Raw genomic sequence first — 24,739 nt, forward strand, 5'->3', positions numbered from 1 at the left:
CCCGCGGCCGTGGGACATGGCGGCCGTGGTGATCGTCACGAACGGGACCACCCACCGCAGCCTCACCCCGCACCTCCCTCAGGACCTTCCAGTATCGAATGCCGCCTTCGCCGAGGCGAGAGGCGAACGGCCCAGCGGCGCTCCGCCCTCCGAGGCGGTGCGGAGCAGGACCACCGCGGACGCGCTGATCAGCAGGCCCAGCAGGGTGGTGGGGTGGACCGGCTGGTCGAACATCGGGGCTGCCCACAGGGCCGTGGTGGCCGGGGTCAGGTAGAGCAGGGTGCTGGCTCGGGTCGCGCCGTCGCGGGTCGCGACGAGGTAGTACAGGCCGTAGCTGCCGATGCCCGCGACGACCGCCCACGCCACGGCTGCCCAGAAGGCGGTGCTCGACGGGGGCGTGAGGTGGCCCGCGGTCGCGGTGGACGCGGTGAAGAAGACGGCCGTGAAGAGCGCCTGCACGGCCAGGGTCTGCCCGAGCGGCGGTGTGGGCCACCGCTGCTGGAACAGGGTGCCCGCGGTCAGGGCCAGCATCGCTCCCAGCGGCAGGAGCAGGGCCGCCGCGGTGACGCCCGCGCGCAGGTCGCCCACCGCGGTCAGCGCGACCCCGGCCGTGCCGAGCGCCAAGCCCACCAGGTGGCTCACCCGCAGGCGCCGTGCGTCGAGCAGCACGGCCGCGACGAGCACCAGCGCGGGTTGCAGCGAGGCGATGAGGGCGGAGGTGCCCGCGGGCACCCCGGCGGCAGCGGCCCAGAACACGCCGCCCAGGTAGAGGCACTGGCACAGCAGCGCCAGCACGGCCTGGCGCGCCCACTCCCGCCGGTCCGACCGGGCGGCGGCGCGGACGGCCCACGGGAGCAGGACGACGGCGGTGACCAGGCACCGCCACGCCAGGACGGTGTCCGGTGCCGCGTGCCGGGCACCGAGTTCGGCGCCGATGAAGCCCGAACTCCACACCACGACCAGGGCGGCGGCGCTGATCGTCGACACGGCCCTGGGACTGGGGAACTTGGTGACCATCGAGCCAGGTAACCATACCGGTTGGTATACTCGCAGTGCACCAACCCAGGAGGCGAACCGTGCTGCCCACGCTCACCAGGCTCGACGAGTCCACCCCCGCCGCGCTGCGCCCGGTGCTCCAACCGCTGCCACCGCTGACCAGCGCGGGAACGCGGCTGCTGGAGGCCGCCAGCACCCTGTTCTACGACCGCGGGGTGCGCGCCGTGGGCGTGGACCTGATCGCGGAGTCCGCGGGCACGACGAAGAAGACCCTCTACGACCGGTTCGGCTCCAAGGACGCCCTCGTCGCGCTGTACCTGCTGCGGCGGGCCCACCGCTGGCGCGAGCACCTGCTGGCCCGGCTCGCCGAGGTGGACGGGCCGGACCAGCGGGTGCTGCTGGTCTTCGACGTGCTGGAGACGTGGATGGGCACCCAGCGGCGCGGCTGCGCCTTCGTCAACGCCTACGCCGAACTCGGGGACGGCGACCACCCGGCCGTGCCCGTCGTCCGCGCGGAGAAGGCGTGGATGCGCACCCTCTTCGACACCCTCACCGGCGACCCGGCCCTGGGCGCCCACCTGCACCTGCTCTACGAGGGCACCCTCGTCGTCCTCACCGCGGGCGCCAACCCCCTGGCGGCGGAGGAGGCGCGCGGCGCGGTCCGGGTCGCGCTCGGCCGCGGCGCGTGACGCGCGGCGTCCGGGGCGGGGTCGCGCGGTGGGGTCACCGCACGTGCGGGGCGACCTCCCGCTGCCAGAAGGCGAAGAACTCCTCCTGCTCCGGGCCGATCTGCTGCACGTACACCTCGTCGTAGCCCGCGTCCGCGTACTCGCGCACGCTCTCCACGTACCGCTTCGGGTCCGGGCCCGCGGGCAGCACGTCGGCCACCATCCGCTCGGTCACGAGGGTCGACGCCTGCTCGAAGTGGCGGGGTGTCGGGAGGACCTGCGCGAGTTCGCCGGGCAGGTGCTCGTTGGGCCACAGGCGCAGCGCCGTCCGCACGCCCTCGGCCTCGGTCGCGGCGTGGCAGACCTTGAACCCGCCCTGCGCGGGCCCCTTCCCACCCGCCGCGCGGTACCGCCCGATCAGGTCGCCGTCGGGCTTGGTGCTGCACAGCCCGTCGCCGATCCGGGCGGCCACGTCCACGGCCTTCGGCCCGAACGCCGACACGTAGATCGGCACGGGCTGCTCGGGCAGCGTGTAGAGGCGCGCGTTCTCAACGGTGTAGTGCTTGCCGTGGTGGTCGACCTCCTCGCCGGTGTGCAGGGCGCGGATGACCTCGACGGCCTCCTCCAGCATCTCCAGCCGCACCGGCGCGGGCGGCCAGGCGTCGCCGAGCACGTGCTCGTTCAGCGCCTCCCCCGAGCCGACGCCGAGCGTGAACCGGCCCTCGCACTGGACGGCCGCGGTGGCGGCGGCGTGGGCGACGACGGCCGGGTGCAGGCGCACGGTCGGGCACGTGACCGCCGTCGTGATCGGCAGGCGGGTCACCTCCGACAGCGCGCCGATGACCGACCACACGAACGGGCTCTGGCCCTGCTCGTCGTTCCACGGGTGGAAGTGGTCGGAGATCCACAGCCGCTCGAACCCGGCCTCCTCCGCCCACCTGGCTTGGCGGACCAGCTCACGCGGCCCGAACTCCTCGCAAGACAGGAAATATCCGATGCTGACCATGGTGGACGGCTACCCACCGGCGGTCCGTCGAACCCTCCGTCGACCGGGGCCGTGGATGTCATGCCGAAACGGGTACCCGTGCCCCGAACGGGAAACCCGATCGAGGAGGAGACATGCCCGGACGCCAGGAGCTGCCCAGCACCGTCGAGCGCTCGTCGAAGAAGGCGCAGCGCACGTGGATCAAGGCGCACGACTCGGCGGTCGAGACCTACGGCGAGGGCGAGCGCGCGCACCGCACCGCGTTCTCGGCGTTGAAGCACTCGTTCGAGAAGGTCGGCGACCACTGGGAGGCCAAGCGGGAGAAGGGCCCGTCGGACGCAGGGACCGGGAAGACCCACGGCGGTGTGGACACCAACGCCAGCAAGGCGCACCTGTACGACGTGGCGAAGAAGCTCGACGTGCCGGGCCGGTCGTCGATGACCAAGCAGCAGCTCGTGGAGGCGATCGGGAAGGCGAACGACCGGAAGACCGCGAAGGCGCGGTCCTGAGCGCCGCGGCTGACGACCCAAGGGGATCGGGGAGGAGCCGCGGCTCCTCCCCGATCCCGTTCCGCCGTCAGCCGCGCGCGTCCCGCGCGACCGCCTGGCCCGAGTCGCGGGCGTGGCCCGCCACGTCGGCCGAGGCGTCCTTCGCCTGCTCCGTCGTGGCGCGGGCGGCCTCGCCCGCCGTCTGCTTGACCTCCTGGACGGCCTCCTGCACGGTGCCGCCCACCTCCTCCTTGAGCCTCTGACCGGTGTCGGCCAGGGCTTCCTTGAGCGGTTCCACGTACTCCGAGGCGCGGTCGCCGACCTGGCGCACCGCGTCCTGCTCGACGCGCGTGGCGGGCAGCAGCGACGCGGCGAGCAGGCCCGCCCCGAAGGCCACCAGCCCGGCGGCGAGGGGGTTGCCCTGCGCCTGCCGCCTCGCCTGCTCGGGAGCTTCCCGAACGGCCTGCGCCGCCTGACCAGCGGCGTCCGACACAGTCTCGGCGGCGCTGTGCGCCCTCTCCTGCACGGCCTGCGCCGCGTCCTGAGCGGTGTCCCGCACGCCGGTGGTGGCGTGGTGCGTCGCCTGCGGCACGGTGCCCATCACTTTCTCCCTGAGGGTGGTCAGGCTTCGCCGCACGGTCCTCGTGCGGCGCTGCGCGATGCGCTTCGGGCTCGTGCGGTCCACGATCCGGTTGGTGTCGGCCACCAGTTCGGCGCGCGTCCGGTCGATCTCCTGCCTCAGCCGGTCGGGTGACGTGCCCATTCCGCGTCCTCCTTCAGGGTGTCGATGGTGCGTTCGGGTTTCGGGGACACGGTCTTCAGCCGGGAGCGGCCCGCGCTGAACAGCACCGCGCCCGCGATGCCCCACAGCACGGCGACGATCAGGGTCGCCCAGGCGAGGCCGACGGCGTGCGCGAGGCCGAACGCCAGGGCGAAGCTGAGCAGCACCGCGGTCATGTACCCCGCGAAGCCTGCCGCGCCGAGCATCCCGGCGGCCTTCCCCGCCTTGGCCGCCTCCTCGCGGATCTCGGCCTTGGCCAGTTCCAACTCCTGGCGCAGCAGCCGCGACAGGTCGTTCGCCAGCTCGCCGACCAGGTCACCGAGCGAGGCTCGGTCGTCGTCGACCGGTGGTGTCCCGAGGTGATCAGGGCTGGACATGCGCGGCACCCCCACCCGTGGCGGGCTGCGGCGTCCGCGGCACCGCCGGGTCCTCGTAGGGGGTGACGGTGGGCGGCACCACGGCACCGGCCGGGCCCGGCGCGGTCGCGGGCGTCGGCAGCGGCGAGTCGTACGGCGTGCCCGTCGGGGTGACGGCGGGCGGCGTGCTCCGCCACGTCTCCGCCTGCGCGGTACCGGCGCGTTCGGTCGTGCCGTCCGACGACCCGTTCGCGCTCTTCACCACGCGGCCCACCAGGAACCCGGCCAGGGCGGCGCCGACGAGGAACGTGCCGGGCTTGCGGCGGGCGAAGTCCTGGGCGGAGTCCAGGAGACCACCCGCTCCGCGCTCGTCGAGGAACCGCGCGGCCTGGCGGCCGGTGTCCGCGACCTGGCGCAGCGCGCCCGCCGCCTGCGACCCCTCGGAGGAGTGCTCGGCCATGGCGGACAGCTCGTCGGCGAGCCTGGTGATGCCCTGCGACACGCGTCGCGCCTGGTCGTCGGCCTCCCGGCCGATGCGCTGCCGCACGTCGTCCACGACCTTGCCGGTCTGCTGCTTGGCCTCGTGCGCGACCTGCTGGACCTGGTCCTTCGCGGTGGACGCCACATCCGCCGCCGCGTCCTTCGCGTGGTGGGCGACGGCGGTGCCCTCCTGCGACGCCGTGGAGGCCACCGCCCCCACCGTGCTGTCCGGCCCAGTGGACCGGCCTTGGATGTCAGTCACCGGTTGCTCCTTCAGTAGTTTCTCTCGGTCCCGCATGCGTCTACCCGCCGTCCGGCGCGGGACAACCGATCCCGACGACATCGCCGCAACCGGTTGAGCCGCCGCAGAACGGGCACCCTCCGCGGTCGTGCGCACTCAGGGACGGCACGCCGAGCACGAACACCGAGCCGCCCTCCCGGCAGTCGGGGACCGCCTCGCGGACGACAACCGGCCGGTCGGTCTCCGGGCCGACCGCGCCGCTGCCCCGCGAGCTTCCTGGACCGGGTCGGGTGGGAGGTGCGGGTCATCGCGGGCGTCCTCCGGGCAGGCGATCGGGTCTCGTTCGGACGGTGTGCCGCGGTCCGCGTTTGGGGGTGTGGCGGCGAGGCAACTCACGCCGCATGTCCACGACAGGGATCTTCACGCGCGTCCGGTCGAACTACTCGGGGGACGAGGTGCGCCCGCTGGGCGGCTACCTCCGGGCGATGGGTGGGTTCTCCGGCCTCGTCGGGCTCGCGGCGCTGGTGGGAGGGGCGCGCGGCGCGCGGCTGCCGGAGCGCTTCTCGTGGAGCGACACCGTCCTGGTGTCCGTGGCCGTCCACAAGGCGAGCAGGCTGCTGACCAAGAGTTCGGTCGCGGGAGCGCTCCGGGCGCCGTTCACCCGGTTCGAGGGCTCCACCGGTGAGGGCGAGGTCGCCGAGTCGGTGCCGCCGTCGGGAACCCACCGGCACGCCGTCGGCGAACTGCTGACGTGCCCCTTCTGCTCCGACGTCTGGCTGGCGACGGCCTTCACCGCCGGGCTGGTGCTGGCTCCGCGCGCGACCCGCCTGGTCGCCACGGCCCTGGCCGCCGTCGCGGGGTCGGACTCCCTGCACCTCGCCTACGACGCCGCCAAGTCCGCCGTCGCACGGGCTTCGGAGGGCTGAGCGGTCCGCCCCGAAGGCGCGTCCCGCGAACGGGACGCGCCTTCGTCGTGGTCACGACAGCGCGGGACCGGACTCGTCGGTGCCCGACAGCCGCGCCGGGAACCGGTGGCACTGCTCGGCGCGCTCCGAGCCCTCCTCCATCACGCGGCGGAAGAACTCCGCGATGTGCGGCTGCCCGCCGGTGGGGTGGTTCCCCGGACCCTCGACCCGTCCCACCGCCGCTGCGCCCCTGGGTGTCCACCAGCGGGCGGGCCGGGGCTGATCCGCGGAGCTGGGACGTCGTGCGCGCTGGTAGGTTGACGGCCGTGTCCAGCCCCGAGGCAGCCAGTAGGTAGCCACCGGCTCTCCCCGGTGGCGCACCCACCAGTCGCGCGCGTTCCGCGTCTCCCCGCGTGAACCCTCCCCCGCCCGTCGTGCGGGGTTCTTCGGCGACTCGTGCCACCGTCCGGGAACCGTTCTGACGTCCGGCCTCCGCGCCGGACAGCGTCGCGCCCGGCGCCCGCCGCGGTGCGCACCACCGAACGCACACCTCTCGACCCCTCGCGGAGTCCTCCCATGCCCTTCGCCGTCTACGTCCTCGCCCTCGCCGTCTTCGCCCAGGGGACGTCGGAGTTCATGCTGTCCGGCCTGGTGCCGGGCATCGCGCACGACCTGGCCGTGTCCATCCCCGCCGCGGGATCGCTGACGTCGGCCTTCGCCCTCGGCATGGTCGTCGGCGCACCGCTGGTGGCGCTGCTGAGCCTGCGGTGGCCCCGGCGCACCGCCCTGCTGGTGTTCCTGGTGGTGTTCCTGCTGACGCACGTGGTCGGCGCCCTCACCACCAGCTTCCCGCTGCTGCTGGCCACCAGGGTGCTCGCCGCGCTGGCGAGCGCGGGGTTCCTGGCCGTGGGCCTGGCCACCGCCACCGGCCTGGTCGCGCCCGACGCCAAGGGCAGGGCCACCTCGGTGCTGCTGAGCGGCGTGACGATCGCCTGCGTCGCGGGTGTGCCCCTCGGCGCGGTCATCGGCGACCTCTGGGGTTGGCGCGCGGCGTTCTGGGCCGTGGCCGCCCTCTCCGTGCCGCCGTTCACCGCGGTCCTGCGCGCCGTGCCCGCCGCCGCACCGGACCCGAACGCCCCGAGCGCGCGCCACGAGCTGCGCGCGCTGCGCACCCCGCGCCTGCTGGTGGTGCTGGTCCTCGGCGCACTGGTGAACGGCGCCACGTTCTGCACGTTCACCTACCTCGCGCCGGTGGTCACCGACGTGGCCGCGGTGTCACCCGACCTGGTGCCGGTGGCGCTGCTGCTGTTCGGCGTCGGGTCGTTCGCGGGCGTGGCGCTCGGCGGTCGGTTCGCCGACACCGCGCCGACGCGGCTGCTGGGAGCGGGCTCCGTCGCGCTGCTGGTGGGCTGGGTGCTGTTCGCCCTCACCGCGGGCGACCCGGTCGTGGTGTTCGTGTTCGCGTTCGTCCAGGGCGCGCTCTCGTTCGCGGTCGGGTCGACGCTCATCGCCCAGGCCTTCTACTCCGCCTCCGCCGCCCCGATGCTGGCGGGCGGGTTCGCCACCGCCGCGCTCAACGTCGGCGCGGCGGCGGGCCCCGCGCTCGGTGGTCTGGCCATCGACGCCGGGGTGGGCTTCCGGGCGCCGATGCTGGTGAGCGCGGCGCTGGTCGCCACCGCGCTGGTGGTCGGCGGTGCGGCGCTGCTGGTGGCCCGGACCCGGAAGGCGGTGCGGGCCACCACGACCTGACGGCAGGTGGTCAGCGCGGCAGCGGTATCTCCCCCGGTAGCGGAGCCAGGTCGGATTCCGCCCTGTCCAGCAGGGCCCACGCCTCCGCGAGCCCGGCGGCGACGCGGTCGCGGTGCCCGCGCAGCTCGTCGACGCGCTTCCGGGCGGCCGTGATCATCGCTTCCGAGCGTTCGGCGGCCTCCCGCAGCAGGGCGTCGGCGCGAGCCCGTGCCTCCGCCTCCTGGCGGGCGAGGGCGCGGGCCGCGTCGGCGCGCCTGCCCGCCATGGCCAGCTCGAAGTCGGTCCGCACGCGCTCCCGCTCCGCGGCGGCCTGCTCGTCCAGCTCACGACGGCGGCGGGCCGCCTCGCGGACCGTCGCCTCGACGTGCTCGCGAGCCCGACGCATCAGGGCGCGGTGCTCGACCTCGGCCTCCCCGCGGCGGGCGTCCAGTCCGGCGACGAGTTCCTCGTACCGCAGGCGCAACCGGGTCGCGGCCTCGTCCGCCGCCGCCCAGGTGCGGTCGGCGGCGGCCTCGGCGCGCGTGGTGATCTCGGTGGCCTCGGCCTCGGCGAGTTCGACCCTGCGGCGCGAACGCTCGTCCAGGGTGGCGGGGTCGACGGGTGTCCGGCACAGCCGGTCGAGGCGGTCGTGCAGCTCCCGCACCTCCGCGCGGGCGGACTCCAGTGCGCGGGCCAGGCCGTCGGCACGGGCGACCGCCGCGTCGCGGTCGACGGCGAGCACCCCCAGGTCCGCCTCCACCGCCTGCACGAACCGCATGACCTGCCCAGGGTCGAACCCCCGCCACACCACGTCGAAATCGGTCCGCAACGGCACCAGTTCTTCTCGGCTGTCGACCGCCGTCACCGTTCCTCCTCCTTGCACCGCACCGCATCGCCACCGTGATGACGAACGCGGGCAGGCCGGAGTTCCCGGCTCGGGGATCGTTCCGGCGGAGCACGGGCACCAGTCCTCAAAGGACTCGAACTACCTCGGTGGACTCACTCCCGAAGATCGTCCGCGGCGCTCGGCGTGCGCACGGCCTCGGCGACCGAACCGCCGGGCTCGTCCGCGAGCTGGCCCCGTTCGACGGCCTCGCGGTGGACCTCCTCGCCGTAGACGTCGCGCGCGTCGGAGCTGATGACGTCGTCGCGGGACAGCTCCTCGGCGTCCGGCTCGCCCGCGGGCGGCTGGACGTCGGGCTGCTCCTCCTCCAGCCGGTCCTCCAGAGGACGCGGGTGGGCCTGCTCGTAGGCCGTCATCCCGTACTTGTCGGCCGCGGTCCACCGCTCGGGCGGGTCCATGCCCGCTTCCAGCGGGTCGAGCTTGAGCCGGTCCTCGTCGAGGTCCTCGGCGCTGTTCAGCGCCGCCGGATCCATCTCCGCGGAATCCGGCGACCCCGTGTCGTGGGGTGCGGTCGGGCTCTCCCGGTCGTCGGCCATCGGTGTTCTCCTCCTCGTGCGGCGGACGTGATCACGCCCGAGGGCGCGGACCCTGGGGTGTCCACAACGGCCGGACCCAAAACGCCCGGCCTGCGCGGGTCCGCGTTTCACCGGCCCTTCGCCGGGCACCCCGGACACCATGCGAGATCACCGCGGCACGCTCCTCGACCAGACCGTCCCACTGGCGCTCAAGGGCTACGGCTGGTTGCCCGACCTGCGCCGCGCGACGCCCGGCGAGACCGTCCGCACCCGCGTGGCGGGTCGGCGGGCGATCGGCCTGTGCGGCCCGGACGCCACGCGCTTCTTCTACGACGAGGACCACGTGCGGCGGCACGGCGCCCTGCCCGGTCCCGTGCGGAGCACGCTGTTCGGGCACGGCGCGGTGCACACGCTCGACGGCGACGCCCACCGCCACCGCAAGGACCTCTTCCTGTCCCTCATGACGCCGGGGAGCGTGGCGTACCTGGTCGAGCACGTCACGGCGGCGTGGGACGACGCGGTCGCGTCCTGGACCCCCGACCGGCCCGTGGTGCTGTTCGACGAGGCGAGCCGCGTCCTGACCCGAGGGGTGTGCCGGTGGGCCGGTGTCCCGCTGGCCGACGAGGACGTGCCCGCCGTGGCGAGCGACCTCACGGCGATGGTGGACGGCTTCGCGACGGCGGGTCCGCGCCACTGGCGGGCCCGGCGGGCGCGGGCGCGCCAGGAGGCCTCGTTCGCCGACCTGGTCCAGCGGGTGCGCCGGGGCACCACGACGGTGGCGACCCGCTCGGCGGTCGACGTGGTCTCCCGCCACCGGGATTCCGGTGGAACGCCGCTCGAACCACGCGTGGCCGCGGTGGAGCTGCTCAACGTGGTCCGCCCGACGGTGGCCGTCGCCTGGTTCGTCGCGTTCGCGGCGCACGCCCTGCACCGGTGGCCCGACCACCGCGAGGCGCTGCGCTCCGGTGACGCCGGGTTCGCGACGGCGTTCACGCACGAGGTCCGCCGGTTCTACCCGTTCGCCCCGTTCCTCGGCGGTCGCGCCGTCCGAGACCTCTCGTGGCGCGGCGAACCGATCCCGGAGGGGTCGCTCGTGCTGCTGGACGTCTTCGGGCAGAACCACGACGCCGCCGTGTGGGGCGATCCCTACGCGTTCCGCCCGCAGCGGTTCCTCGACCGGCCCGCGAGCGCGTTCGACCTGATCCCGCAGGGTGGCGGCGATCCGGCCGCCGGTCACCGGTGCCCCGGCGAACCCGCCACGATCGGCCTGCTGGAGGCGCTGTCGGCGCGCCTGGCCCGCCTCGACCACACCGTTCCCGAGCAGGACCTGACGATCTCGCTGTCCCGTGTGCCCGCACGGGTGCGCAGCGGTTTCGTCCTCACCCCGACCGGCTCGACCGCGCCGCGGCGCGCCGACGTCCTCGCCGCTTCCCGCGACCACGGGTGACACCGGCCGATCACGACCTGGCGACCACCCGGATGGAGTCGAGCGCCGCGTCGACGGGGTCGGGGAGCTGCACGCCGGCGGCGAGACCGCTGCGCGGGTAGTCCACCACCGGCCTGCTGACGACCTCGCCGGGCAGCACCGCTGGTGCGCCCGGCGGGTACGGCGTGATCATCTCGGCCGCGATCCGGCCGACCGCCGCGTCCACGTCCACCTGCTCGGTCTCGCCGGAGAACGCGTCCCTGGGCGGCATCGCCGTCTCCAGCTCCACCCGCTCGGGCGACGGGAGGTCGACGGGCTTCGGCGCGGGCAGGCTTCGGCGCGGGCAGGCTCCGGCCCGCCCGGCACAGGGCGTCCAGCGCCGCGACCAGGATCGCGCCGGTCTCCTCGTCGTCGGCGGTGGTGAGCTGCGCGACGACCCTCCGGTGGTCGGACAGGCCGACGGCGACCCGCTGGTGCTCGCGCAGCCAGTCGGCGGCCTGGTAGCCGCTGATGCCGAGCGGGGACACGTCGACCACCACCTTCAGCGGGTCGATCGACGACGAGAGGTCGAGCAGCTCCTCCCGCATGACCCTCAGCCCCGGTACCCGGTCCACGCGTGCCCGCACGGACTCCGCCAGCGCGAGCGTCGCGTCGAGCAGCCCGTGCCCGTGCCGCGCCATCTGCCTGCGCCAGCCGTCCAGGGTCGCGTGCACCAGCGACGTGGCGCTGGTCGTGCCCAGCAGGTCCTCGCGCGCCTTGAGCACCGCCGGTCCACGCGGTCGCCCTGGAGGTGGAACACCGAGCTCTGCTCGACCGCCGAACCGGCCTTGTGCACGCTGGTCACGCAGAGGTCCGCGCCCGCGTCCACCGCCCACGGCGGCAGGTCGGGGTGGAACGGCAGGTGCGCGCCACGCCTCGTCCTCGATCAGCGGCTCGCCGAACTCGTGGCGCACCTCCGCCACGGCCGCGATGTCGCCGCACGTGCCGTGGTCGGTCGGCGTGACCAGGAGCGTCCGGTTCGGCCTCGAAGGCCTCGCGCACGTCCTCCGCGGCGGGCGGGTTGGACAGGTGCAGGTCGGCGTCCCAGCGGGGGCGCACCCGCACGGCCGCGACACCGCTGAGGATCAGCCCGGACACGACGGACTTGTGGGACTGGCGGGCCACCAAGAGCTTCTCGTGCGGGCCCGCGACCGGCAGCACGGCGCTCCTGACCGACAGCGAACTGCCGCAGGTGGAGAAGAACGCGTGCTCGGCGCCGACCGCGTCGGCCATCAGCTCCTGCGCGTGCTCGATCACGCCGCGGCTCACCCGCCGGTCGTCCAGGCCGTTCGACGAGATGACGTCGGCCTCGAAGACCTGCCGTCCACCACCTCGGAGTCGCCTGGCGCGGATCGGGCCGAACACCCTCCCGGAGCCGCGACGTTTGCCCACCTCCCGCGGGGGAATCCCACCGGACCGGGCATCGGTGCCCGACCGGAGCGAGGAGCGAACGTGGTCGAACAGGCGCGGGACGTCGACACCGCGGGCATGGAGGAGCGGCTCGCCGAGTCGCAGCACGCGATCGACGAGGCCAAGGCGACGGCCGAGGAGCTGGCCGAGACGAACCCCGACCCGTACGAGACGGAGGCCGAGGACGACGAGCCCTCCGGGTTCGAGTCGCCGGAGGACGGTGGGCGCGGCGAAGCGCCGGGTGCCGTGCGGGCCACGCCCGAGAGCTGACCGGAGCCCTGGGCCCGCCGGTCCCCACCGGTGGGCCCAGGGCCGGTCGTGGCGGTACTACGGGTTGCGCCACTTCTCGTCGGTGAGGCGGTCGCTCGCCTGCGGTCCCATGAGGAGCATGCCGCCGTCCACGACGTAGGACGCGCCGGTCACGTAGCTCGCCGCGGGCGACGCCAGGAACGCGACCACGGCGGCGACCTCCGCGGCGTGGCCGGTGCGTCCCAGCGGCACGCCGGGGCGGCGCTGCTCGCGGGGGTCCTCGTCGGTCTGGCCGGTCATCGGCGTGGAGATCTCCCCCGGTGCCACCGAGTTCACCGTGATGCCGTGCTCGGCCAGCTCCAGCGCGAGCACCTTCGTCAGCATCCCCAGGCCCGCCTTGGCCGCGCAGTACGGCCCGGCACCGACGCGCGGCGCGTGCTCGTGGACGCTGGTGATGTTGACGATCCGGCCACCGCGCCCGGCCTCGACCATGTGCCGGGCCGCGCGCTGGGAGCACAGGAACGCACCGTCCAGGTCGACCGACAGCACGGACCGCCACGAGTCGAAGTCCATGTCCAGCAGCTTCTCCGCGCTGCCCGTCCCCGCGCAGTTGACCAGGACGTCGATGCCGCCGAGGTCGGCCACCAGGTCGTCGACGACGGTGGCCGCGGCGGGCAGGTCGGTGAGGTCCAGGTGGCGGACCGCGGCACGGGCACCCGCCTCGCGCACCTCGGCGGCGGTCCGCTCGGCCCCGTCGGCGTCCCGGTGGTAGGTGACTCCGACGTCCGCCCCCGCGCGGGCCAGCGCCACGGCGACGGCCCGGCCGATGCCGGAGTCCGAACCGGTCACGACGGCGCGCAGGGGCGTGTCCGCGCGGTCCTCGGGCAGTGGGGCGATGGTCGCCATGGGCGGTCCTCCGGGGGTCTCTGGGGTCCGGGGGTACCCGTGGCCGCCGCGCCGACACACCGGGTCGCGCGGTCGTTCACGGCTGGGCGGGCACCAGCACGCCGTCCTTGAGCAGCCTGCGCACGAGCACCCGCTGGTCCTCGACGGGCAGGCCGGGCAGGGTCCCCAGCACGACGACACCGCCCGCCGCGAGCAGGTCGAGCGCGGCGGCCGTGCCCGCGGGCAGGGTCATCCGGTCGTGCGGCAGGTCCAGCACCACGCGGTCGCCGTCGGTGCGCAGCCGGAACCGCAGGCCCGGACGCCAGCGCACGGCGTCGCCCGCGTCGGCGTTCCGCGCGGCCGTGGCCTGCGCGAGCGGGGCCAGCGGTCGTGGCGCGTTCCCGGACCACACGCGTCGCCGCACCCGCTCGGCCACGTCGCGGGGGTCGGCGTCGGCGAGCACGTCCCCGAGCAGGCCGACCACGGCGGTGAGGTGCGGCGCGAGCTGGTCCGGGTCGGCGACGTCGATCCCGAGCGGCAGCGACGCGCGCAGGTCGGTGTCCCGGCCCGCCAGCGCCAGCAGCGCCTCCACGAGCGCGTACCGCGTCAGGACGTGCACGCCGACCGTGAGGTGCGCGCTGATCTCGCCCTGCGCCACGGCCGAGTGGAGGTAGCCGCGGGGCAGGTAGAGGGCGTCACCGGGGGCGAGGACCTCGTCGAGCAGCGGTTCCCGCGCCGCGCGCTCGGCGACGGCGTCGGCGTGGTCGGCCCACGGCTGGTCGCGCAGCGGGTCCTGGTGCACCGGCTCGTGCACGCGCCACCGCTTGCGCCCCGCGACCTGGAGCACGAACACGTCGTGCACGTCGTAGTGCGCGGAGAACCCCTGCGACTGCGGCGGGGTGAGGTAGGCGTTCACCTGGACCGGGTGGCCGAGGTCCGCGCCGAGGTCGGTCGCGAAGTCGACCAGCGGGGGCCACAGCCGGTGCAGCCCCTGGAACACCAGCGTGCAGCCCTCGGCGAACAGGGAGGCGACCCGGTCGTCCGCGACCTGGTCTGCGATCTCCGCGCCCACCCCTCCGCCTCGGGTGAACTGGGACGACCCGAGCACGGCCCCGTCGCGCGCCACCCGCAGGAACGGGGTGCGCAGGCCGCGCCGGGACAGCAGTTCGTCGGCCCGCTCCAGGTCGAACAGGTCGTCGAACGGCCGGGGCAGGTCGGCCGAGGGGGTCAGCAGCGGGCGGCGGCCCCAGTGCTCGTCGGCGAACCGGTCCGGGTCGACGCCCACGCAGCGGCGCAGCGCCTCCCGGTCCGCGGACCGGGAGGCGCTGCGCTCAGGTGGAACCGCCATCAGGCCCGACCGCTGCCGGCACCGCCGTCGGCACCGCCGTCCTGCTCGGCGGGCACCCCTTCGGCGCCGCCGTCGGCCGGGCCCTCGGGGTCGGCACCCCCGTCAGCGCCGCCGTCCTGCTCGTTCGGCACCGCGTCCGCTCCGCCGTCGGCGGGACCCTCGGGGCCGCCCGTGCCGCTGGTGATGTCGTCGTCGGTGAGTCCCATGACTGTCTCCTGTGGATCGAAGGTGGTCCCGGATGCCCGTTCCGGGCGGTGTCAAACCGCACGTCATCCGTTGGTGGCGTCCGCACCCGGCCGCGAGCGGCTCCTCCTCGCCGGTGGAGGACCCCACCGGCTCGATCCCGCCCACCCCTGGGCAGGCGTCGCGGCGGACCACCTGCGCGCAGCGCGGGAACCCCGGCCCTAACGGCCCAGCGCGCCCCGGATGAGGTCGCGGACCTTGTCCACGACGGCCGTGGGCGGTCCCAGCAGCAGGTTCGCCACGGGCGACTCGACACCGGGGTGCGGGCGGGTGGGGGCGATCAGCTGCGCCGCGCGCAACGCCCCGCCGAGGGCCTTGAGCTGCTCGTCGTCGTACTGGGAGCGCAGCCGGGGGAACTCCTCCCGCTCCTCGTGGCCCGCGTGCGCGAGCACGTCCTCGCGCAGCTGCACCAGCAGCGTGTCGAAGCCCTCGGCGTCGGGGCCGATGCGGTCCAGCGTCACGAGCAGCTCCTTGGCGCGGCGCTCCTCCGCGACCCTGGCGTCCACCACGGCGTCACCGCCCTCGGAGCGGCGGGCGGCGGGGTGCACCAGCTCCTCCTCCGCGGTCTCGTGCACGGACAGGAGCCGGACCAGTTCGCGGAACGCGGTCGTGCGGTCCTTCCCGGTCGTGGTCTCCACCCGCTCGAACAGGGCTCGGATCTCCTCGTGCTGCCGGATGAGCAGGGTGAGGACGTCTTCGTCTTCGCGCGCGGTCGTCATGACCGACGGGATGCCCGTTCCACGCCGAGTCATGCACCCGGTTTGCCGGACGTCCGAGGGGCAACAACCGTCCTATGTGGCTATTGCGACCGCCGGGCGTGTACCGGCCCCAGGACGACACCCGGCTCCTGGCCGGGGCATTGGCGAAGGCGGCCGTTCCGGCGGGCGGGAGAGCCCTGGACATCTGCGCGGGCACGGGCGCGCTGGCCATCGCGGCGGCCCGCGCCGGTGCGGCGAGCGTGGTCGCGACCGACGTGTCCCGGCGCGCCGTCGTGGCGACCGCGCTCAACGCGCGGCTGCACCGGGTCCCGGTGCGCGCGCAGCACGGCGACTTCGCCGACCTGGTCGGCGGGCGGCCGTTCGACCTCGTGCTGGCGAACCCGCCCTACGTGCCGTGCGGCGATCCCGCCGAACCGCGCGGCCGGGACCGGGCGTGGGACGCCGGGCCTCGGGGGCGGGCGGTGCTGGACCGGTTGTGCGCGGTGCTGCCGCTGCTGCTCGCCGAGGGCGGGACGGCGCTGGTCGTGCACTCCGGGCTGTGCGGGACGGCCACCACGCTGGACCAGCTCAGGGGCGGCGGTCTGAAGGCGTCGGTGGTCGAGCGGCGGACCGTTCCCTTCGGACCGGTCCTGCGCGGCCGCGCGGCCTGGCTGGAGGACAGTGGACTCGTCGAACCCGGACAGCGGACCGAGGAACTGGTGGTGATCCGTGCCGACCGAAGCGCACGCCCGTCCTGACCGACCCCGCAGGGTCGTCGTCGTGCCCGGTGGGCCCGTCCTGGTGGACGGGCCCGTGGAGCTGGTCGGGGACGACGGCACCGCCGTCGTCTCCGACCGGTTCGTCGTGGCGGTGTGCGCCTGCCGCCGCAGCAAGCGCTACCCGTTCTGCGACACCAGCCACCGGCGGCGCGTCCGGACCGCTCAGAGCGGTCCGGACGAGTCCGGCAACGGCTGACGCAGCGAACTCCGGCCCGCCGACCACGCCCCGAGCAGGTGGTCGGCGAGCCGCTGTTCGAGCAGTTCGGTGGCCTGGACCCCGAAGACGACGTCGGCGGTCAGCTCGGGCTCGCGCTCCAGCAGGTCGCCGATGACGTCGCGGCGCATGACCTGCTCGTGCACGGCGTCCGCCTCGACGTGCTCGGTGAAGAACCGGGTGCAGGCCTCCCCCGCCCCCAGCCGCTCCAGCGCCTTCGCCATCCGCTGCGCGCTGGGGGCGGTGGTGATCTCGGCCGCGGCGAAGTGGCCCACGAGCGCGCCGCGCAGCCTCCGGTGCAGACCGAACATCGACATCAGGTTCACCGCGGCGGGCACGTGGGCCGTCACCCGGTCGAGGTAGTGCAGGTAGCCGGATGACAGGTCCGCGGCCTCCAGGAGGTCGGCGAACAGCCTGGAGTGCATGTCCTCCGCCCGCCCGCCGCCGAACTCGTCGAACTCCACGGCCACGAGCGCCGCCTTGGCCCTGCCCTGCAACCGCGGGATCACCCAGGCGTGCGGGTCGGCCTCCTTGAGGTGGTAGATCGACCGGTGGACCAGGTACTCGCGAAGCTGCCACCACTCACCCGCGTCCCGCAGGTGGTGGCTCACGCCCGCGCCGTCCACCGGCTCCACCAGCAGCGCGTCCAGCACCCCCGCGAGGTCGTCACCGCCCTCGACACCGGCCCTCAGCTCGCGCTCGAAGCCGCTCTCCAGCACCGATCGCAGCCGCAGCAGCTCCGGGTCCCACTCCCACCCCGGCGGCACCGCGTCGAAGCCGCGGTAGTGCAGCTCGTAGCAGACGTGCAGCGCGAGCTGGGCGTCGTCGCCGAGCGGGTCGGCGGCGCGGGCCCGCTCCAGCGGGAACGGCCGGTCGGACGGCTCACCCCGCAGCGCGGACACGACCGCGTCCGACAGCGGTCCTCTGGGCTCGGGCAGGACGGCCTGGCCCGAGCTGATCACGACGGTCTCGCCCACGGTGCCTCCGGGTTGTGCGGGTCAACGGCCCGCCGGGTACCCGGTCCGGTCCGGGTCATGCGGGCGACGCCGTGCGCCCCGCCACGTCGGGGTCATGCGGGTGACGCCGTGCGCCCGGCCACGAGGTCGACCGCGGCGGGCAGCCCGTGGACGGCCGCGGCCCGCTGCCGCTCGGCCCCGGTGCCGTCGGCGAGGACCTCCTTCACCAGCCTCCGCAGCGGCACGTCGTCACCGGTGTCCTCCATCGCCTCCGCGACGTGGTCCAGCAGCGCCGACACCAGGTCCTCGGCGGGCACGGCACGGGCCTCCAGCACGTCGACGCCCGGCCCGGTCGTCCCGTACCGCGCCGCCGACCACACGGCGGACGCCGCGACCTGGGGATCGATCTCGGGGCCCTCCACGCCGCGGTCCAGGTCGGCCAGCGCGGTGCGCACCAGCGCACGGGTCAGCCCGGCCTGGAGCACGGCCGCGCCGACCGTCGGCGCGGTGTCGGCCGCGCGCACCTCGACCGTGGGGAACGCGGGCGACGGGCGGGCGAGCCAGAAGCTCATGCGCGGGTCGACCAGCACCCCGCAGTCGACCAGCCGCGCGACCTCGGCGTCGTGGTCGGCGGCCGACGCGAACCGCGGCGGCAGGCCGGAGCCGGGGAACGCCGCCTGGCGGACCATCCGCCAGCTCCCGTACCCGGTGTCGCGCCCGCCGCCGAACGGGGAGTTCACCGACAGCGCCAGCAGCGTCGGCAGCCACGGCCGCAGGTGCCCGATCACGGCGACCGCGGTGTCGCGGTCGGGCACCCCCACGTGCACGTGGCAGCCGCACGACTCGTAGCCGTCGACCACGCCGCGGTACCGGTCCGCGACGGCGGTGAAGCGGGCTCCGGGGGTGATCAGGACGTCGGGTCCGGGCAGGGGCGGTGTCCCCGCCGCGAGGAGCAGGGCGTCCTCCTCGCGGGCGGCGAGCCCGAGGCGCTCCCGGCCCGACAGCAGGTGCCCCCGCAGCTCGCCCAGGTCGCGGCAGACCCCCGTGGAGGCCTCCACCTGGGAGTTCAGCAGCTCGGCGTGCACCAGGCCCGGTCCGTCGCGGCGGACCCGGCCCAGCACGGCGGGTGCCCTCGGCACGGTCCACCGGGACACCCGGTCCGCGAGCAGGAACTCCTCCTCGACGCCGATCGTGACGCCACCGCGGTCGGTCACTCCGGCACCCGGTCCGGGTCGGGGTACTGGCCCCTCGACCGCTCGGCCGCCGTGCCCGCGACGCCGAGCAGCACCATGCCGGCGCCGAGCCCGAGGTGCAGCCAGTTGTCGGCGACGTTGAACGGGACGACGTTGGCGGCCATGTGCTCGCCGACGGCCGAGCCGTAGACCCACAGCAGCAGGTAGACGCCTCCGCCGACCACCAGGTAGGCCCGCGCGGGGCCGCGGGTCCTGGCTGCGAGCAGCCCGAGGACGCCGAACAGCAGGTGCACCAGGTTGTGCAGGACCGACACGGCGAACACGCCGAACAGCAGCGCGCCGGAGTGGGGTCCCGCGAAGGTCATCTCGCCGAAGTCCGCCGTGACGCCGGGCACGAAGCCCAGCACGCCGACCAGGAGGAAGACGGCCCCGACGAACAGGGCGAACGACTGGACGGGGCGGCGGCGCTCGCGCGTGGCCGCCGCCACGCGCGCGTGGGGTGTGCGGTTCTGGTCCATGGTCCGGGGATAACCCGGAGCGGCGGCTCGGAACCCGGCGGGCGACCTGTTTGTGCCGACGCGATCGGGGTAGCCGCCCGCCGTGCGCACCGAACGGGATCGAGACCCGGAGCAGGCCTGCCGCAACGCGGGCCGGGCCGCGCCCCGCCCGCGGAGGAGGGCACGAGCACCGACGACGACGCGCCGCCGGGCCGCGCCGACACCGGGTCGACGCGCTCGGAGGCCGGCCCCACCGGGACCGTCGGCGCCTCCGACCACCCGGTCGCCGACGACGCCGACCGCGGGTGACGGCGGCGCACCCGGCTCCGGGCACAGGCGGACGTCACCCCCGGTCACCGACGACCCCGAACGCCGGTGACGCCCTGGAGCACCCGGCTCCGGGCACGCGCGGACGTCACCCCCGGTCACCGACGATCCCGACCGCGAGCGACGGCGGCGCACCCGGCTTCAGGCACGCGCGGGCGTCACCCCCGGTCGGCGGTGAGCAGCTCCAGCATGTCCGGCAGGTCGAAGAACCGAGCGATGTCGAGCGCCGACCGACCGCCGAGGGCCGGGTCTGCGCCCGCGGCCAGCAGCGCGGTCACGCTCTCCGTGGACCGGCGGAACACCGCGGCGCCGAGCGCGGTCTGGCCGCGGTCGTTCACCCGCGCGGTGTCCGCGCCGCGGTCGAGCAGCGCCCGGACCGACTCGGGGTGGTCGTGGTAGGCGGCGAGGATCAGCAGGGAGTCCCCCGCGCCGCTGGTGAGGTTGACCGGAACGCCCCCGTCCACGGCCTCGGCCAGCCGGGCGGTGTCGCCCTCGCGCGCGAGGTCGAGGATGGAGCGCAGGAAGTCGAGTTCGGCGTCCGTCAGTGCTTCTGCCACGGGGAAACCTTACTGGACAACGACATTCGGCGCCGCTTGAGTTGCACGATTCCAGTTCTTGCGTTTCCATCGGGGTATGCCGGAAAGGACACCGGACTCCCGATTGCGCACAGCGGGCCTGCGCGTCACCAAGCCGCGCACGGCCATCCTGCTCGTGCTCGACGGAGCTGCGGTCGAGCACGAGCACCTGACCGCCGCGCAGGTGGCGGAACGGGCCAGAACCCTGCTGGGGCGGGGTTTGTCGGTCCAGGCCGTCTACGACTGCCTGGACGCGCTGACCGGCAGGGGCGTCATCCGCCGGATCGAACCGGCGGGGCACCCGATGCGGTACGAGGCGAGGGTCGGTGACAACCACCACCACCTGGTCTGCCGGGATTGCGGCAGGACGACCGACGTGGACTGCGCCATCGGTGCCGCACCGTGCCTGTCCCCGTCGCAGCACTCCGGTTTCGTCGTCGACGAGGCGGAGATCACGTTCTGGGGCTCCTGCCCCGACTGCGCGCAGTCGGCCGGTGAACGACACCGGTGACCACCGAGAATCTCCACGAGAGGCGCACGATGACCACCGCATCCTCGCAACAACCCCGGTCCGGTGCTGATCGGCCGGTGCTGACCAACCGCCAGGGGCACGCGGTCCACGACAACCAGAACTCGCGCACCATCGGCGCCCGCGGACCCGCGACCCTGGAGAACTACCAGTTCCTGGAGAAGATCAGCCACTTCGACCGCGAACGCATCCCGGAGCGCGTCGTGCACGCGCGCGGTGCGACGGCGTTCGGCTTCTTCGAGGCCTACGGGACCGTCGGCGACGAGCCGATCTCCCGCTACACCAGGGCGAAGCTGTTCCAGGAGAAGGGCAAGCGCACGGACGTGGCGGTGCGGTTCTCCACCGTCGCGGGTGGCCGCGACTCCTCCGAGGTCGCCCGCGACCCGCGCGGCTTCGCGGTGAAGTTCTACACCGAGGACGGCAACTGGGACCTCGTCGGCAACAACCTCGGGGTCTTCTTCATCCGCGACGCCGTCAAGTTCCCGGACTTCATCCACTCGCAGAAGCCCGACCCGGTGACGTTCGAGCGCCAGGACCCGAACCGCGCGTTCGACTTCCTCAGCCAGACGCCGGAAGCGCTGCACATGGTCACGCTGGTGTTCAGCCCCAGGGGGATCCCGGCGAGCTACCGCACCCAGCAGGGCTTCGGCGTGAACACCTACCGCTGGGTGAACGCGGCGGGCGACACCAAGCTGGTGAAGTACCACTGGACGCCCGCGCTGGGCGTCAAGTCCTACACGGCGCAGGACGCGGCGAACGTCCAGGCGACCGACCTCGGCTCGCACACCCGCGACCTGTACGAGGCGATCGAGCGCGGCGAGCACCCCGAGTGGGAGCTGTCCGTGCAGCTGATGGACGACCACGACCACCCCGAACTCGACTTCGACCCGTTGGACGACACCAAGGTGTGGCCGGAGGAGGTGTTCCCGCTGCGCAAGGTCGGCCGCATGGTCCTCGACCGGGCACCGGAGAACTTCTTCACCGACAACGAGCAGATCGCGTTCGGCACCGGTGTCCTGGTCGACGGGCTGGACTTCTCCGACGACAAGATGCTGGTGGGCCGCACGTTCAGCTACAGCGACACCCAGCGCTACCGCGTCGGTCCGAACTACCTGCAACTGCCGGTCAACGCCCCGAGGACCAGGGTCGCGACGAACCAGCGCGACGGGCAGATGGCCTACGGCGTGGACCTCGGCGAGGGCCAGAACCCGCACGTGAACTACGAACCGTCCATCCTGGGTGGACTCCGCGAGTCGGAGCGCCCCGCCCACGACGAGATCGGCCCGGAGATCAGCGGCAGGCTCACCCGCGCGCGCATCCCGCGCACCAACGACTACCAGCAGGCGGGCGAGCGCTACCTGCTGTCCGAGCAGTGGGAGCGCGACGACCTGGTGGCCAACCTGGTCGACGCGCTCGGCCAGTGCGACCGACCCATCCAGGAGCGCATGGTGTGGCACCTGCTGATGGCGGAGGACGAGCTCGGCCTGCGCGTGGGCGAGGGCCTCGGCATCACCCCGGACGACGTCCGGGGGCTGGAGCCGCTGGCCACGCAGGTGCTGTCCGAGGAGGAGCGGAACCGCGCGGCCAACCTCGGCAAGAACGGCCCGCGTGACGTGACGGGCCGGGAGATGACGCACTGCGTGCCGAACGAGCACGTCGAGGTGACCCGCTAGCGGCGGAGGACGCGGTCGCCGTGCGGGGAGGGTGGTCCTCCCCGCACGGCGCCCTCACGCGTCCCGGCTCTCGTCGATCGCGACCGCTCCCAGCACCTCGTCGAACGACCCGTAGACACCGTCCGGAACGGACCTCAGCGCGTGCACGGTGTCCTCGTCGCCGTTGTTGCGCGAGGCGTGGTCCGTCAGGTGGTCCTTGGCCGCCGGGTAGGTGACGTCGGCGAGCACCGTGCGCAGCCGGTCCACCGTGGTCGTGTCCTGCATCGCTGCCTCCTCGTCGTCGGGCTTGCCGGTCGCACCCCGCTCACCCGCGACCGCGGTTCCACCGTGCGGTCCAGCGCCAGCGAGGGGCGCACACCGAGTTCACCGCGCGGCGGCTTCTCAAACAGGCGGAGCGCCTCCGCCGGACCAGGTGCGGCGCGACCAGCCCGCGGTGCGCGCTCGCGCTCGGCGGTCCCGTAGACAGCGCCACCAGCCCGACCCGCGGCGGGCGTGGAGTATTCCCGGCCGCCGGTGGTGAGCGCACAGCGCGTCCAGCGGGTCCCGTTCGTGACGGGCTGACCGGTTCGCAGGTCCGTTCGGTCGTTTGTCCGCTTTCGCGGCGGGTAGCCGGACGTCAGCCGTTCAACACCTTCGACGCAGAACGAGGTGACGGGCCATGGCCCAGCGCAACCCCACTCCCACCACCCGCGACCGCAGTCCCGTGCGCACTGCCGCACAGGCGGTGGCAGCGGTGTTCCTGCTGGTCGGTGTCCTCGGGTTCATCCCGGGCATCACCACCGACTACGACACCATGACGTTCGCGGGCCACCACTCCGACGCCATGCTCCTCGGCATCTTCAAGGTGTCGGTCCTGCACAACATCGTGCACCTGCTCTTCGGCGCGGCGGGCTTCGCCCTCGCCCGCACGGCGGGCGGCGCCAAGGCCTACCTGATCGGCGGTGGAGCCGTCTACCTGGTGCTCTGGCTCTACGGTCTGATCATCGACAAGGAGAGCGCCGCCAACTTCGTCCCGCTGAACGCCGCCGACGACTGGCTGCACCTCGTCCTGGGCGTCGGCATGGTCGGGCTCGGCGTCCTGCTCGGCAAGCGGGTCGCGGCGACCCCGCGCTGACCCGGTGAGGGGCACCGTCCGTCCACCGCGGGACGTCCGCGGTGGACGGACGGTCCGTCAGGACCGCAGCCGTCGCGCGGCCAGCCGCCCGGAGATGAGCACGGGCGGGATGCCGACGCCGGGCGTGGTGCCGCTGCCCGCCAGGACGACGTTGCCGTTGCGGAACGGCAGGTTGCGCGGGCGGAACGGGCCGGTCTGCGCGAACGTGTGGGCCGCGGAGAACGGGGTGCCCGCCGCCTGGCCCGCGGCGGCCCAGTCGGCCGGGGTCGCCAGTGCCAGCCGGGTGACGTCCGAGGTCGACCCGATCAGCTTGCGGGACACCAGTTCCCCGACCAGCTCGTCGGCGTAGCGCGGGCCGACGGCGGCCCAGTCGAGCGGGGCGGCGTCGAGGTTGGGGCAGGGCGCGAGCAGGAACTGCGTGTGCCTGCCCGGCGGCGCCAGGTCGGGGTCGGTGAGCGAGGGGGTCGTCAGCAGCAGCGACGGGTCGCTCATCAGCGACCCCCGGTGGATGATCTCGTCGAACGTGCGGTCCCACGCGCCGCCGAAGGAGATGGTGTGGTGCGCGACCTCGTCGGTGACGCGGTCCGCGCCCAGGTGGACCACCACCGCGGACGGCGACCAGCGCAGCGCGACGGGGCGGCGGGGCCGGCCGCGCAGCAGCCGGGCGCTCTGGCCGGGGCCGGTGGCCAGGACCACGGCGTCGCACGGGAAGCGGTCGGTGCCGGTGCGCACGGCGGTGACGCGGTCGCCGGAGCGTTCGAGCCCGACGACCTCGGCGCCGTGGACGAACCTGACACCGGCGGCCTCGGCGGCGGCGGCGAGCGCCCTGGGGACGGCGTGCATCCCGCCGCGCGGGAACCAGACCCCGGCGACGGTGTCCATGTACGCGATGACGGCGTAGGCCGCGAGGGCGTCGCGGGGCGCGACCCCGGCGTAGAGCGACTGGAACGTGAAGACCCGGCGCAGCCGGGGGTCGTGGAGGTACCTGCCCACGGCGCTGTCGAGCCTGCCGAAGCCGCCCATGGTGGCGAGGGCGACGAGGTCGCGGCCCACCAGGTCGAGGGGGCTGTCGAAGTTCGCGCCGATGAACCGGTCCCGCTGCACCTCGTGCAGGCGGGTGAGCCACGCGCGCAGCCGCCGGTAGCCGTCGGCCTCGGCCCCGCCCGCGAACTCGTGGACGGCCTGCTCCATCGCGGCCTGGTCGGTGTGCACGTCCAGCGAGCTGCCGTCGGCGAACGCCGCGCGGTAGGCCGGGTGCAGCGGCAGCAGCTCCAGGCGGTCGGCGAGGCGTTCGCCGACCGCGCCGAGGGCTTCGTCGAGCAGCTCGGGCATCGTGAGGACCGTGGGCCCGGTGTCGAGGTGGTGCCCGGCCACGTCGAGCCTGCCCGCGAGACCACCCGGCCGCTCGGCCTTCTCCAGCACGGTCACCTCGTGACCGTCGCCGCGCAGGTGCAGGGCGGCGGACAGCCCCGCCAACCCCGCGCCCACCACGACGACCGAGTCGGTCCGGCCGCGGACCACGTGGACCAAGGGGTTC

Annotated in this window: 31 protein-coding genes; 11 read left to right on the plus strand and 20 right to left on the minus strand. The window is 74.4% G+C overall.

Annotation, left to right across the window (positions count from 1 at the left end; translation table 11 throughout):
• Positions 1–78 precede the first annotated feature (78 nt).
• Entirely contained in the window at positions 79–1,017 is a 939-nt protein-coding gene (locus VFZ92_RS03410) for a DMT family transporter (protein WP_330874189.1), read from the minus strand.
• Positions 1,018–1,076: 59 nt separating this feature from the next.
• Between VFZ92_RS03410 and VFZ92_RS03415 the strand changes: the two genes are divergently transcribed.
• Positions 1,077–1,685 carry a helix-turn-helix domain-containing protein gene (locus VFZ92_RS03415; protein WP_330874190.1) on the plus strand — a complete coding sequence of 203 codons (609 nt, stop codon included), beginning with the start codon at positions 1,077–1,079 and terminating at the stop codon, positions 1,683–1,685.
• Between the two features lie 34 nt (positions 1,686–1,719).
• On the opposite strand, the gene VFZ92_RS03420 is transcribed toward VFZ92_RS03415, so the two are convergent.
• The gene (locus VFZ92_RS03420; RefSeq protein ID WP_330874191.1) at positions 1,720–2,670 is read right to left on the minus strand and encodes a TIGR03557 family F420-dependent LLM class oxidoreductase; all 951 of its coding nucleotides are present in this window, start codon (positions 2,668–2,670) and stop codon (positions 1,720–1,722) included.
• Positions 2,671–2,783: 113 nt separating this feature from the next.
• Between VFZ92_RS03420 and VFZ92_RS03425 the strand changes: the two genes are divergently transcribed.
• Positions 2,784–3,158 carry a ChaB family protein gene (locus tag VFZ92_RS03425; protein WP_330874192.1) on the plus strand — a complete coding sequence of 125 codons (375 nt, stop codon included), beginning with the start codon at positions 2,784–2,786 and terminating at the stop codon, positions 3,156–3,158.
• 67 nt (positions 3,159–3,225) lie between these two features.
• Here VFZ92_RS03425 and VFZ92_RS03430 read toward each other — a convergent pair whose 3' ends face one another.
• From VFZ92_RS03430 to VFZ92_RS03440, 3 genes are read right to left on the minus strand one after another with little or no spacing between them, the layout of a single operon-like run.
• Positions 3,226–3,900: a DUF3618 domain-containing protein gene (locus VFZ92_RS03430; RefSeq protein WP_330874193.1), complete on the minus strand. Its 675-nt coding sequence runs from the start codon at positions 3,898–3,900 to the stop codon at positions 3,226–3,228.
• Complete coding sequence (locus VFZ92_RS03435; RefSeq protein ID WP_330874194.1) at positions 3,876–4,295, minus strand: phage holin family protein; 420 nt, start codon at positions 4,293–4,295, stop codon at positions 3,876–3,878. Before VFZ92_RS03435 ends, VFZ92_RS03430 begins: the two co-directional genes overlap by 25 nt.
• Positions 4,282–5,016: a hypothetical protein gene (locus VFZ92_RS03440; protein WP_330874195.1), complete on the minus strand. Its 735-nt coding sequence runs from the start codon at positions 5,014–5,016 to the stop codon at positions 4,282–4,284. The genes VFZ92_RS03435 and VFZ92_RS03440 overlap by 14 nt, the downstream gene beginning before the upstream one ends.
• A gap of 380 nt (positions 5,017–5,396) precedes the next feature.
• Between VFZ92_RS03440 and VFZ92_RS03445 the strand changes: the two genes are divergently transcribed.
• Positions 5,397–5,921 (plus strand): DUF1360 domain-containing protein, encoded by a 525-nt coding sequence (locus tag VFZ92_RS03445; protein ID WP_330874196.1) that lies wholly within the window; start codon positions 5,397–5,399, stop codon positions 5,919–5,921.
• A 51-nt stretch (positions 5,922–5,972) separates the two neighbouring features.
• Here the strand turns inward: VFZ92_RS03445 and VFZ92_RS03450 are convergent, their stop codons facing one another.
• Entirely contained in the window at positions 5,973–6,137 is a 165-nt protein-coding gene (locus tag VFZ92_RS03450) for a hypothetical protein (protein ID WP_330874197.1), read from the minus strand.
• 339 nt (positions 6,138–6,476) lie between these two features.
• On the opposite strand from VFZ92_RS03450, the gene VFZ92_RS03455 reads away from it, so the two are divergent.
• Positions 6,477–7,649 (plus strand): Cmx/CmrA family chloramphenicol efflux MFS transporter, encoded by a 1,173-nt coding sequence (locus VFZ92_RS03455; protein ID WP_330874198.1) that lies wholly within the window; start codon positions 6,477–6,479, stop codon positions 7,647–7,649.
• Between the two features lie 10 nt (positions 7,650–7,659).
• On the opposite strand, the gene VFZ92_RS03460 is transcribed toward VFZ92_RS03455, so the two are convergent.
• The gene (locus VFZ92_RS03460) at positions 7,660–8,493 is read right to left on the minus strand and encodes a hypothetical protein (protein ID WP_330874199.1); all 834 of its coding nucleotides are present in this window, start codon (positions 8,491–8,493) and stop codon (positions 7,660–7,662) included.
• Positions 8,494–8,627: 134 nt separating this feature from the next.
• Positions 8,628–9,068, minus strand: a complete 441-nt coding sequence (locus tag VFZ92_RS03465) for a hypothetical protein (RefSeq protein WP_330874200.1) — start codon at positions 9,066–9,068, stop codon at positions 8,628–8,630.
• Positions 9,069–9,207: 139 nt separating this feature from the next.
• Between VFZ92_RS03465 and VFZ92_RS03470 the strand changes: the two genes are divergently transcribed.
• On the plus strand, positions 9,208–10,494 hold the full coding sequence (locus tag VFZ92_RS03470; RefSeq protein WP_330874201.1) for a cytochrome P450: 1,287 nt from the start codon (positions 9,208–9,210) through the stop codon (positions 10,492–10,494).
• A 10-nt stretch (positions 10,495–10,504) separates the two neighbouring features.
• Here the strand turns inward: VFZ92_RS03470 and VFZ92_RS03475 are convergent, their stop codons facing one another.
• Together VFZ92_RS03475 and VFZ92_RS03480 are read right to left on the minus strand one after the other, a co-directional pair.
• The gene (locus VFZ92_RS03475) at positions 10,505–10,744 is read right to left on the minus strand and encodes a hypothetical protein (RefSeq protein WP_330874202.1); all 240 of its coding nucleotides are present in this window, start codon (positions 10,742–10,744) and stop codon (positions 10,505–10,507) included.
• Positions 10,745–11,313: 569 nt separating this feature from the next.
• Positions 11,314–11,904, minus strand: coding sequence for a hypothetical protein (locus VFZ92_RS03480; protein ID WP_330874203.1), 591 nt, complete (start codon positions 11,902–11,904; stop codon positions 11,314–11,316).
• Between the two features lie 60 nt (positions 11,905–11,964).
• Between VFZ92_RS03480 and VFZ92_RS03485 the strand changes: the two genes are divergently transcribed.
• The gene (locus tag VFZ92_RS03485; RefSeq protein WP_330874204.1) at positions 11,965–12,192 is read left to right on the plus strand and encodes a hypothetical protein; all 228 of its coding nucleotides are present in this window, start codon (positions 11,965–11,967) and stop codon (positions 12,190–12,192) included.
• A gap of 57 nt (positions 12,193–12,249) precedes the next feature.
• Here the strand turns inward: VFZ92_RS03485 and VFZ92_RS03490 are convergent, their stop codons facing one another.
• The 4 genes from VFZ92_RS03490 to VFZ92_RS03505 form a co-directional block, all read right to left on the minus strand.
• The gene (locus VFZ92_RS03490) at positions 12,250–13,077 is read right to left on the minus strand and encodes an SDR family oxidoreductase (RefSeq protein WP_330874205.1); all 828 of its coding nucleotides are present in this window, start codon (positions 13,075–13,077) and stop codon (positions 12,250–12,252) included.
• A 76-nt stretch (positions 13,078–13,153) separates the two neighbouring features.
• A complete protein-coding gene (locus VFZ92_RS03495) occupies positions 13,154–14,404 on the minus strand; it encodes a cupin domain-containing protein (RefSeq protein ID WP_330874206.1) in 1,251 nt (416 codons plus the stop codon).
• Positions 14,404–14,610 carry a hypothetical protein gene (locus VFZ92_RS03500; RefSeq protein ID WP_330874207.1) on the minus strand — a complete coding sequence of 69 codons (207 nt, stop codon included), beginning with the start codon at positions 14,608–14,610 and terminating at the stop codon, positions 14,404–14,406. Before VFZ92_RS03500 ends, VFZ92_RS03495 begins: the two co-directional genes overlap by 1 nt.
• A gap of 198 nt (positions 14,611–14,808) precedes the next feature.
• On the minus strand, positions 14,809–15,399 hold the full coding sequence (locus VFZ92_RS03505; RefSeq protein WP_330874208.1) for a hemerythrin domain-containing protein: 591 nt from the start codon (positions 15,397–15,399) through the stop codon (positions 14,809–14,811).
• 41 nt (positions 15,400–15,440) lie between these two features.
• Between VFZ92_RS03505 and VFZ92_RS03510 the strand changes: the two genes are divergently transcribed.
• Complete coding sequence (locus tag VFZ92_RS03510; RefSeq protein ID WP_330874209.1) at positions 15,441–16,103, plus strand: HemK2/MTQ2 family protein methyltransferase; 663 nt, start codon at positions 15,441–15,443, stop codon at positions 16,101–16,103.
• Complete coding sequence (locus VFZ92_RS03515) at positions 16,075–16,320, plus strand: CDGSH iron-sulfur domain-containing protein (protein ID WP_330874210.1); 246 nt, start codon at positions 16,075–16,077, stop codon at positions 16,318–16,320. Before VFZ92_RS03510 ends, VFZ92_RS03515 begins: the two co-directional genes overlap by 29 nt.
• Here the strand turns inward: VFZ92_RS03515 and VFZ92_RS03520 are convergent.
• From VFZ92_RS03520 to VFZ92_RS03535, 4 genes are all read right to left on the minus strand, one after another.
• A complete protein-coding gene (locus VFZ92_RS03520; RefSeq protein WP_330874211.1) occupies positions 16,287–17,315 on the minus strand; it encodes an iron-containing redox enzyme family protein in 1,029 nt (342 codons plus the stop codon). The two genes, VFZ92_RS03515 and VFZ92_RS03520, sit on opposite strands and share 34 nt — an antisense overlap.
• Before the next feature lie 92 nt (positions 17,316–17,407).
• A complete protein-coding gene (locus VFZ92_RS03525; protein ID WP_330874212.1) occupies positions 17,408–18,508 on the minus strand; it encodes a glutamate--cysteine ligase in 1,101 nt (366 codons plus the stop codon).
• Positions 18,505–19,005 carry a DUF4383 domain-containing protein gene (locus VFZ92_RS03530; RefSeq protein ID WP_330874213.1) on the minus strand — a complete coding sequence of 167 codons (501 nt, stop codon included), beginning with the start codon at positions 19,003–19,005 and terminating at the stop codon, positions 18,505–18,507. The genes VFZ92_RS03525 and VFZ92_RS03530 overlap by 4 nt, the downstream gene beginning before the upstream one ends.
• Before the next feature lie 464 nt (positions 19,006–19,469).
• Complete coding sequence (locus VFZ92_RS03535; protein WP_330874214.1) at positions 19,470–19,868, minus strand: ankyrin repeat domain-containing protein; 399 nt, start codon at positions 19,866–19,868, stop codon at positions 19,470–19,472.
• 76 nt (positions 19,869–19,944) lie between these two features.
• On the opposite strand from VFZ92_RS03535, the gene VFZ92_RS03540 reads away from it, so the two are divergent.
• Entirely contained in the window at positions 19,945–20,397 is a 453-nt protein-coding gene (locus VFZ92_RS03540) for a Fur family transcriptional regulator (protein ID WP_330874215.1), read from the plus strand.
• Between the two features lie 29 nt (positions 20,398–20,426).
• On the plus strand, positions 20,427–22,088 hold the full coding sequence (locus VFZ92_RS03545; RefSeq protein ID WP_330874216.1) for a catalase: 1,662 nt from the start codon (positions 20,427–20,429) through the stop codon (positions 22,086–22,088).
• Positions 22,089–22,142: 54 nt separating this feature from the next.
• Here VFZ92_RS03545 and VFZ92_RS03550 read toward each other — a convergent pair whose 3' ends face one another.
• Positions 22,143–22,352, minus strand: coding sequence for a DUF2795 domain-containing protein (locus tag VFZ92_RS03550; RefSeq protein WP_330874217.1), 210 nt, complete (start codon positions 22,350–22,352; stop codon positions 22,143–22,145).
• Positions 22,353–22,746: 394 nt separating this feature from the next.
• On the opposite strand from VFZ92_RS03550, the gene VFZ92_RS03555 reads away from it, so the two are divergent.
• Complete coding sequence (locus tag VFZ92_RS03555) at positions 22,747–23,202, plus strand: DUF4383 domain-containing protein (protein WP_330874218.1); 456 nt, start codon at positions 22,747–22,749, stop codon at positions 23,200–23,202.
• A 57-nt stretch (positions 23,203–23,259) separates the two neighbouring features.
• Here the strand turns inward: VFZ92_RS03555 and crtI are convergent, their stop codons facing one another.
• A complete protein-coding gene (gene crtI / locus VFZ92_RS03560; protein ID WP_330874219.1) occupies positions 23,260–24,732 on the minus strand; it encodes a phytoene desaturase family protein in 1,473 nt (490 codons plus the stop codon).
• Positions 24,733–24,739: the final 7 nt, after the last annotated feature.

Origin of the sequence: Umezawaea sp. (assembly GCF_036375055.1) — a bacterium.
GTDB lineage: Bacteria > Actinomycetota > Actinomycetes > Mycobacteriales > Pseudonocardiaceae > Umezawaea.

What these genes read in the sequence shown, in the direction of transcription:
- VFZ92_RS03410 (WP_330874189.1), bottom strand. Translation starts at nt 1,017, where the DNA reads ATGGTCACCAAGTTCCCCAGTCCCAGGGCCGTGTCGACGATCAGCGCC.
- VFZ92_RS03420 (WP_330874191.1), bottom strand. Translation starts at nt 2,670, where the DNA reads ATGGTCAGCATCGGATATTTCCTGTCTTGCGAGGAGTTCGGGCCGCGT.
- VFZ92_RS03425 (WP_330874192.1), top strand. Translation starts at nt 2,784, where the DNA reads ATGCCCGGACGCCAGGAGCTGCCCAGCACCGTCGAGCGCTCGTCGAAG.
- VFZ92_RS03430 (WP_330874193.1), bottom strand. Translation starts at nt 3,900, where the DNA reads ATGGGCACGTCACCCGACCGGCTGAGGCAGGAGATCGACCGGACGCGC.
- VFZ92_RS03435 (WP_330874194.1), bottom strand. Translation starts at nt 4,295, where the DNA reads ATGTCCAGCCCTGATCACCTCGGGACACCACCGGTCGACGACGACCGA.
- VFZ92_RS03445 (WP_330874196.1), top strand. Translation starts at nt 5,397, where the DNA reads ATGTCCACGACAGGGATCTTCACGCGCGTCCGGTCGAACTACTCGGGG.
- VFZ92_RS03455 (WP_330874198.1), top strand. Translation starts at nt 6,477, where the DNA reads ATGCCCTTCGCCGTCTACGTCCTCGCCCTCGCCGTCTTCGCCCAGGGG.
- VFZ92_RS03465 (WP_330874200.1), bottom strand. Translation starts at nt 9,068, where the DNA reads ATGGCCGACGACCGGGAGAGCCCGACCGCACCCCACGACACGGGGTCG.
- VFZ92_RS03470 (WP_330874201.1), top strand. Translation starts at nt 9,208, where the DNA reads ATGCGAGATCACCGCGGCACGCTCCTCGACCAGACCGTCCCACTGGCG.
- VFZ92_RS03475 (WP_330874202.1), bottom strand. Translation starts at nt 10,744, where the DNA reads ATGCCGCCCAGGGACGCGTTCTCCGGCGAGACCGAGCAGGTGGACGTG.
- VFZ92_RS03490 (WP_330874205.1), bottom strand. Translation starts at nt 13,077, where the DNA reads ATGGCGACCATCGCCCCACTGCCCGAGGACCGCGCGGACACGCCCCTG.
- VFZ92_RS03495 (WP_330874206.1), bottom strand. Translation starts at nt 14,404, where the DNA reads ATGGCGGTTCCACCTGAGCGCAGCGCCTCCCGGTCCGCGGACCGGGAG.
- VFZ92_RS03500 (WP_330874207.1), bottom strand. Translation starts at nt 14,610, where the DNA reads ATGGGACTCACCGACGACGACATCACCAGCGGCACGGGCGGCCCCGAG.
- VFZ92_RS03505 (WP_330874208.1), bottom strand. Translation starts at nt 15,399, where the DNA reads ATGACTCGGCGTGGAACGGGCATCCCGTCGGTCATGACGACCGCGCGC.
- VFZ92_RS03510 (WP_330874209.1), top strand. Translation starts at nt 15,441, where the DNA reads ATGTGGCTATTGCGACCGCCGGGCGTGTACCGGCCCCAGGACGACACC.
- VFZ92_RS03530 (WP_330874213.1), bottom strand. Translation starts at nt 19,005, where the DNA reads ATGGACCAGAACCGCACACCCCACGCGCGCGTGGCGGCGGCCACGCGC.
- VFZ92_RS03540 (WP_330874215.1), top strand. Translation starts at nt 19,945, where the DNA reads ATGCCGGAAAGGACACCGGACTCCCGATTGCGCACAGCGGGCCTGCGC.
- VFZ92_RS03545 (WP_330874216.1), top strand. Translation starts at nt 20,427, where the DNA reads ATGACCACCGCATCCTCGCAACAACCCCGGTCCGGTGCTGATCGGCCG.
- VFZ92_RS03550 (WP_330874217.1), bottom strand. Translation starts at nt 22,352, where the DNA reads ATGCAGGACACGACCACGGTGGACCGGCTGCGCACGGTGCTCGCCGAC.
- VFZ92_RS03555 (WP_330874218.1), top strand. Translation starts at nt 22,747, where the DNA reads ATGGCCCAGCGCAACCCCACTCCCACCACCCGCGACCGCAGTCCCGTG.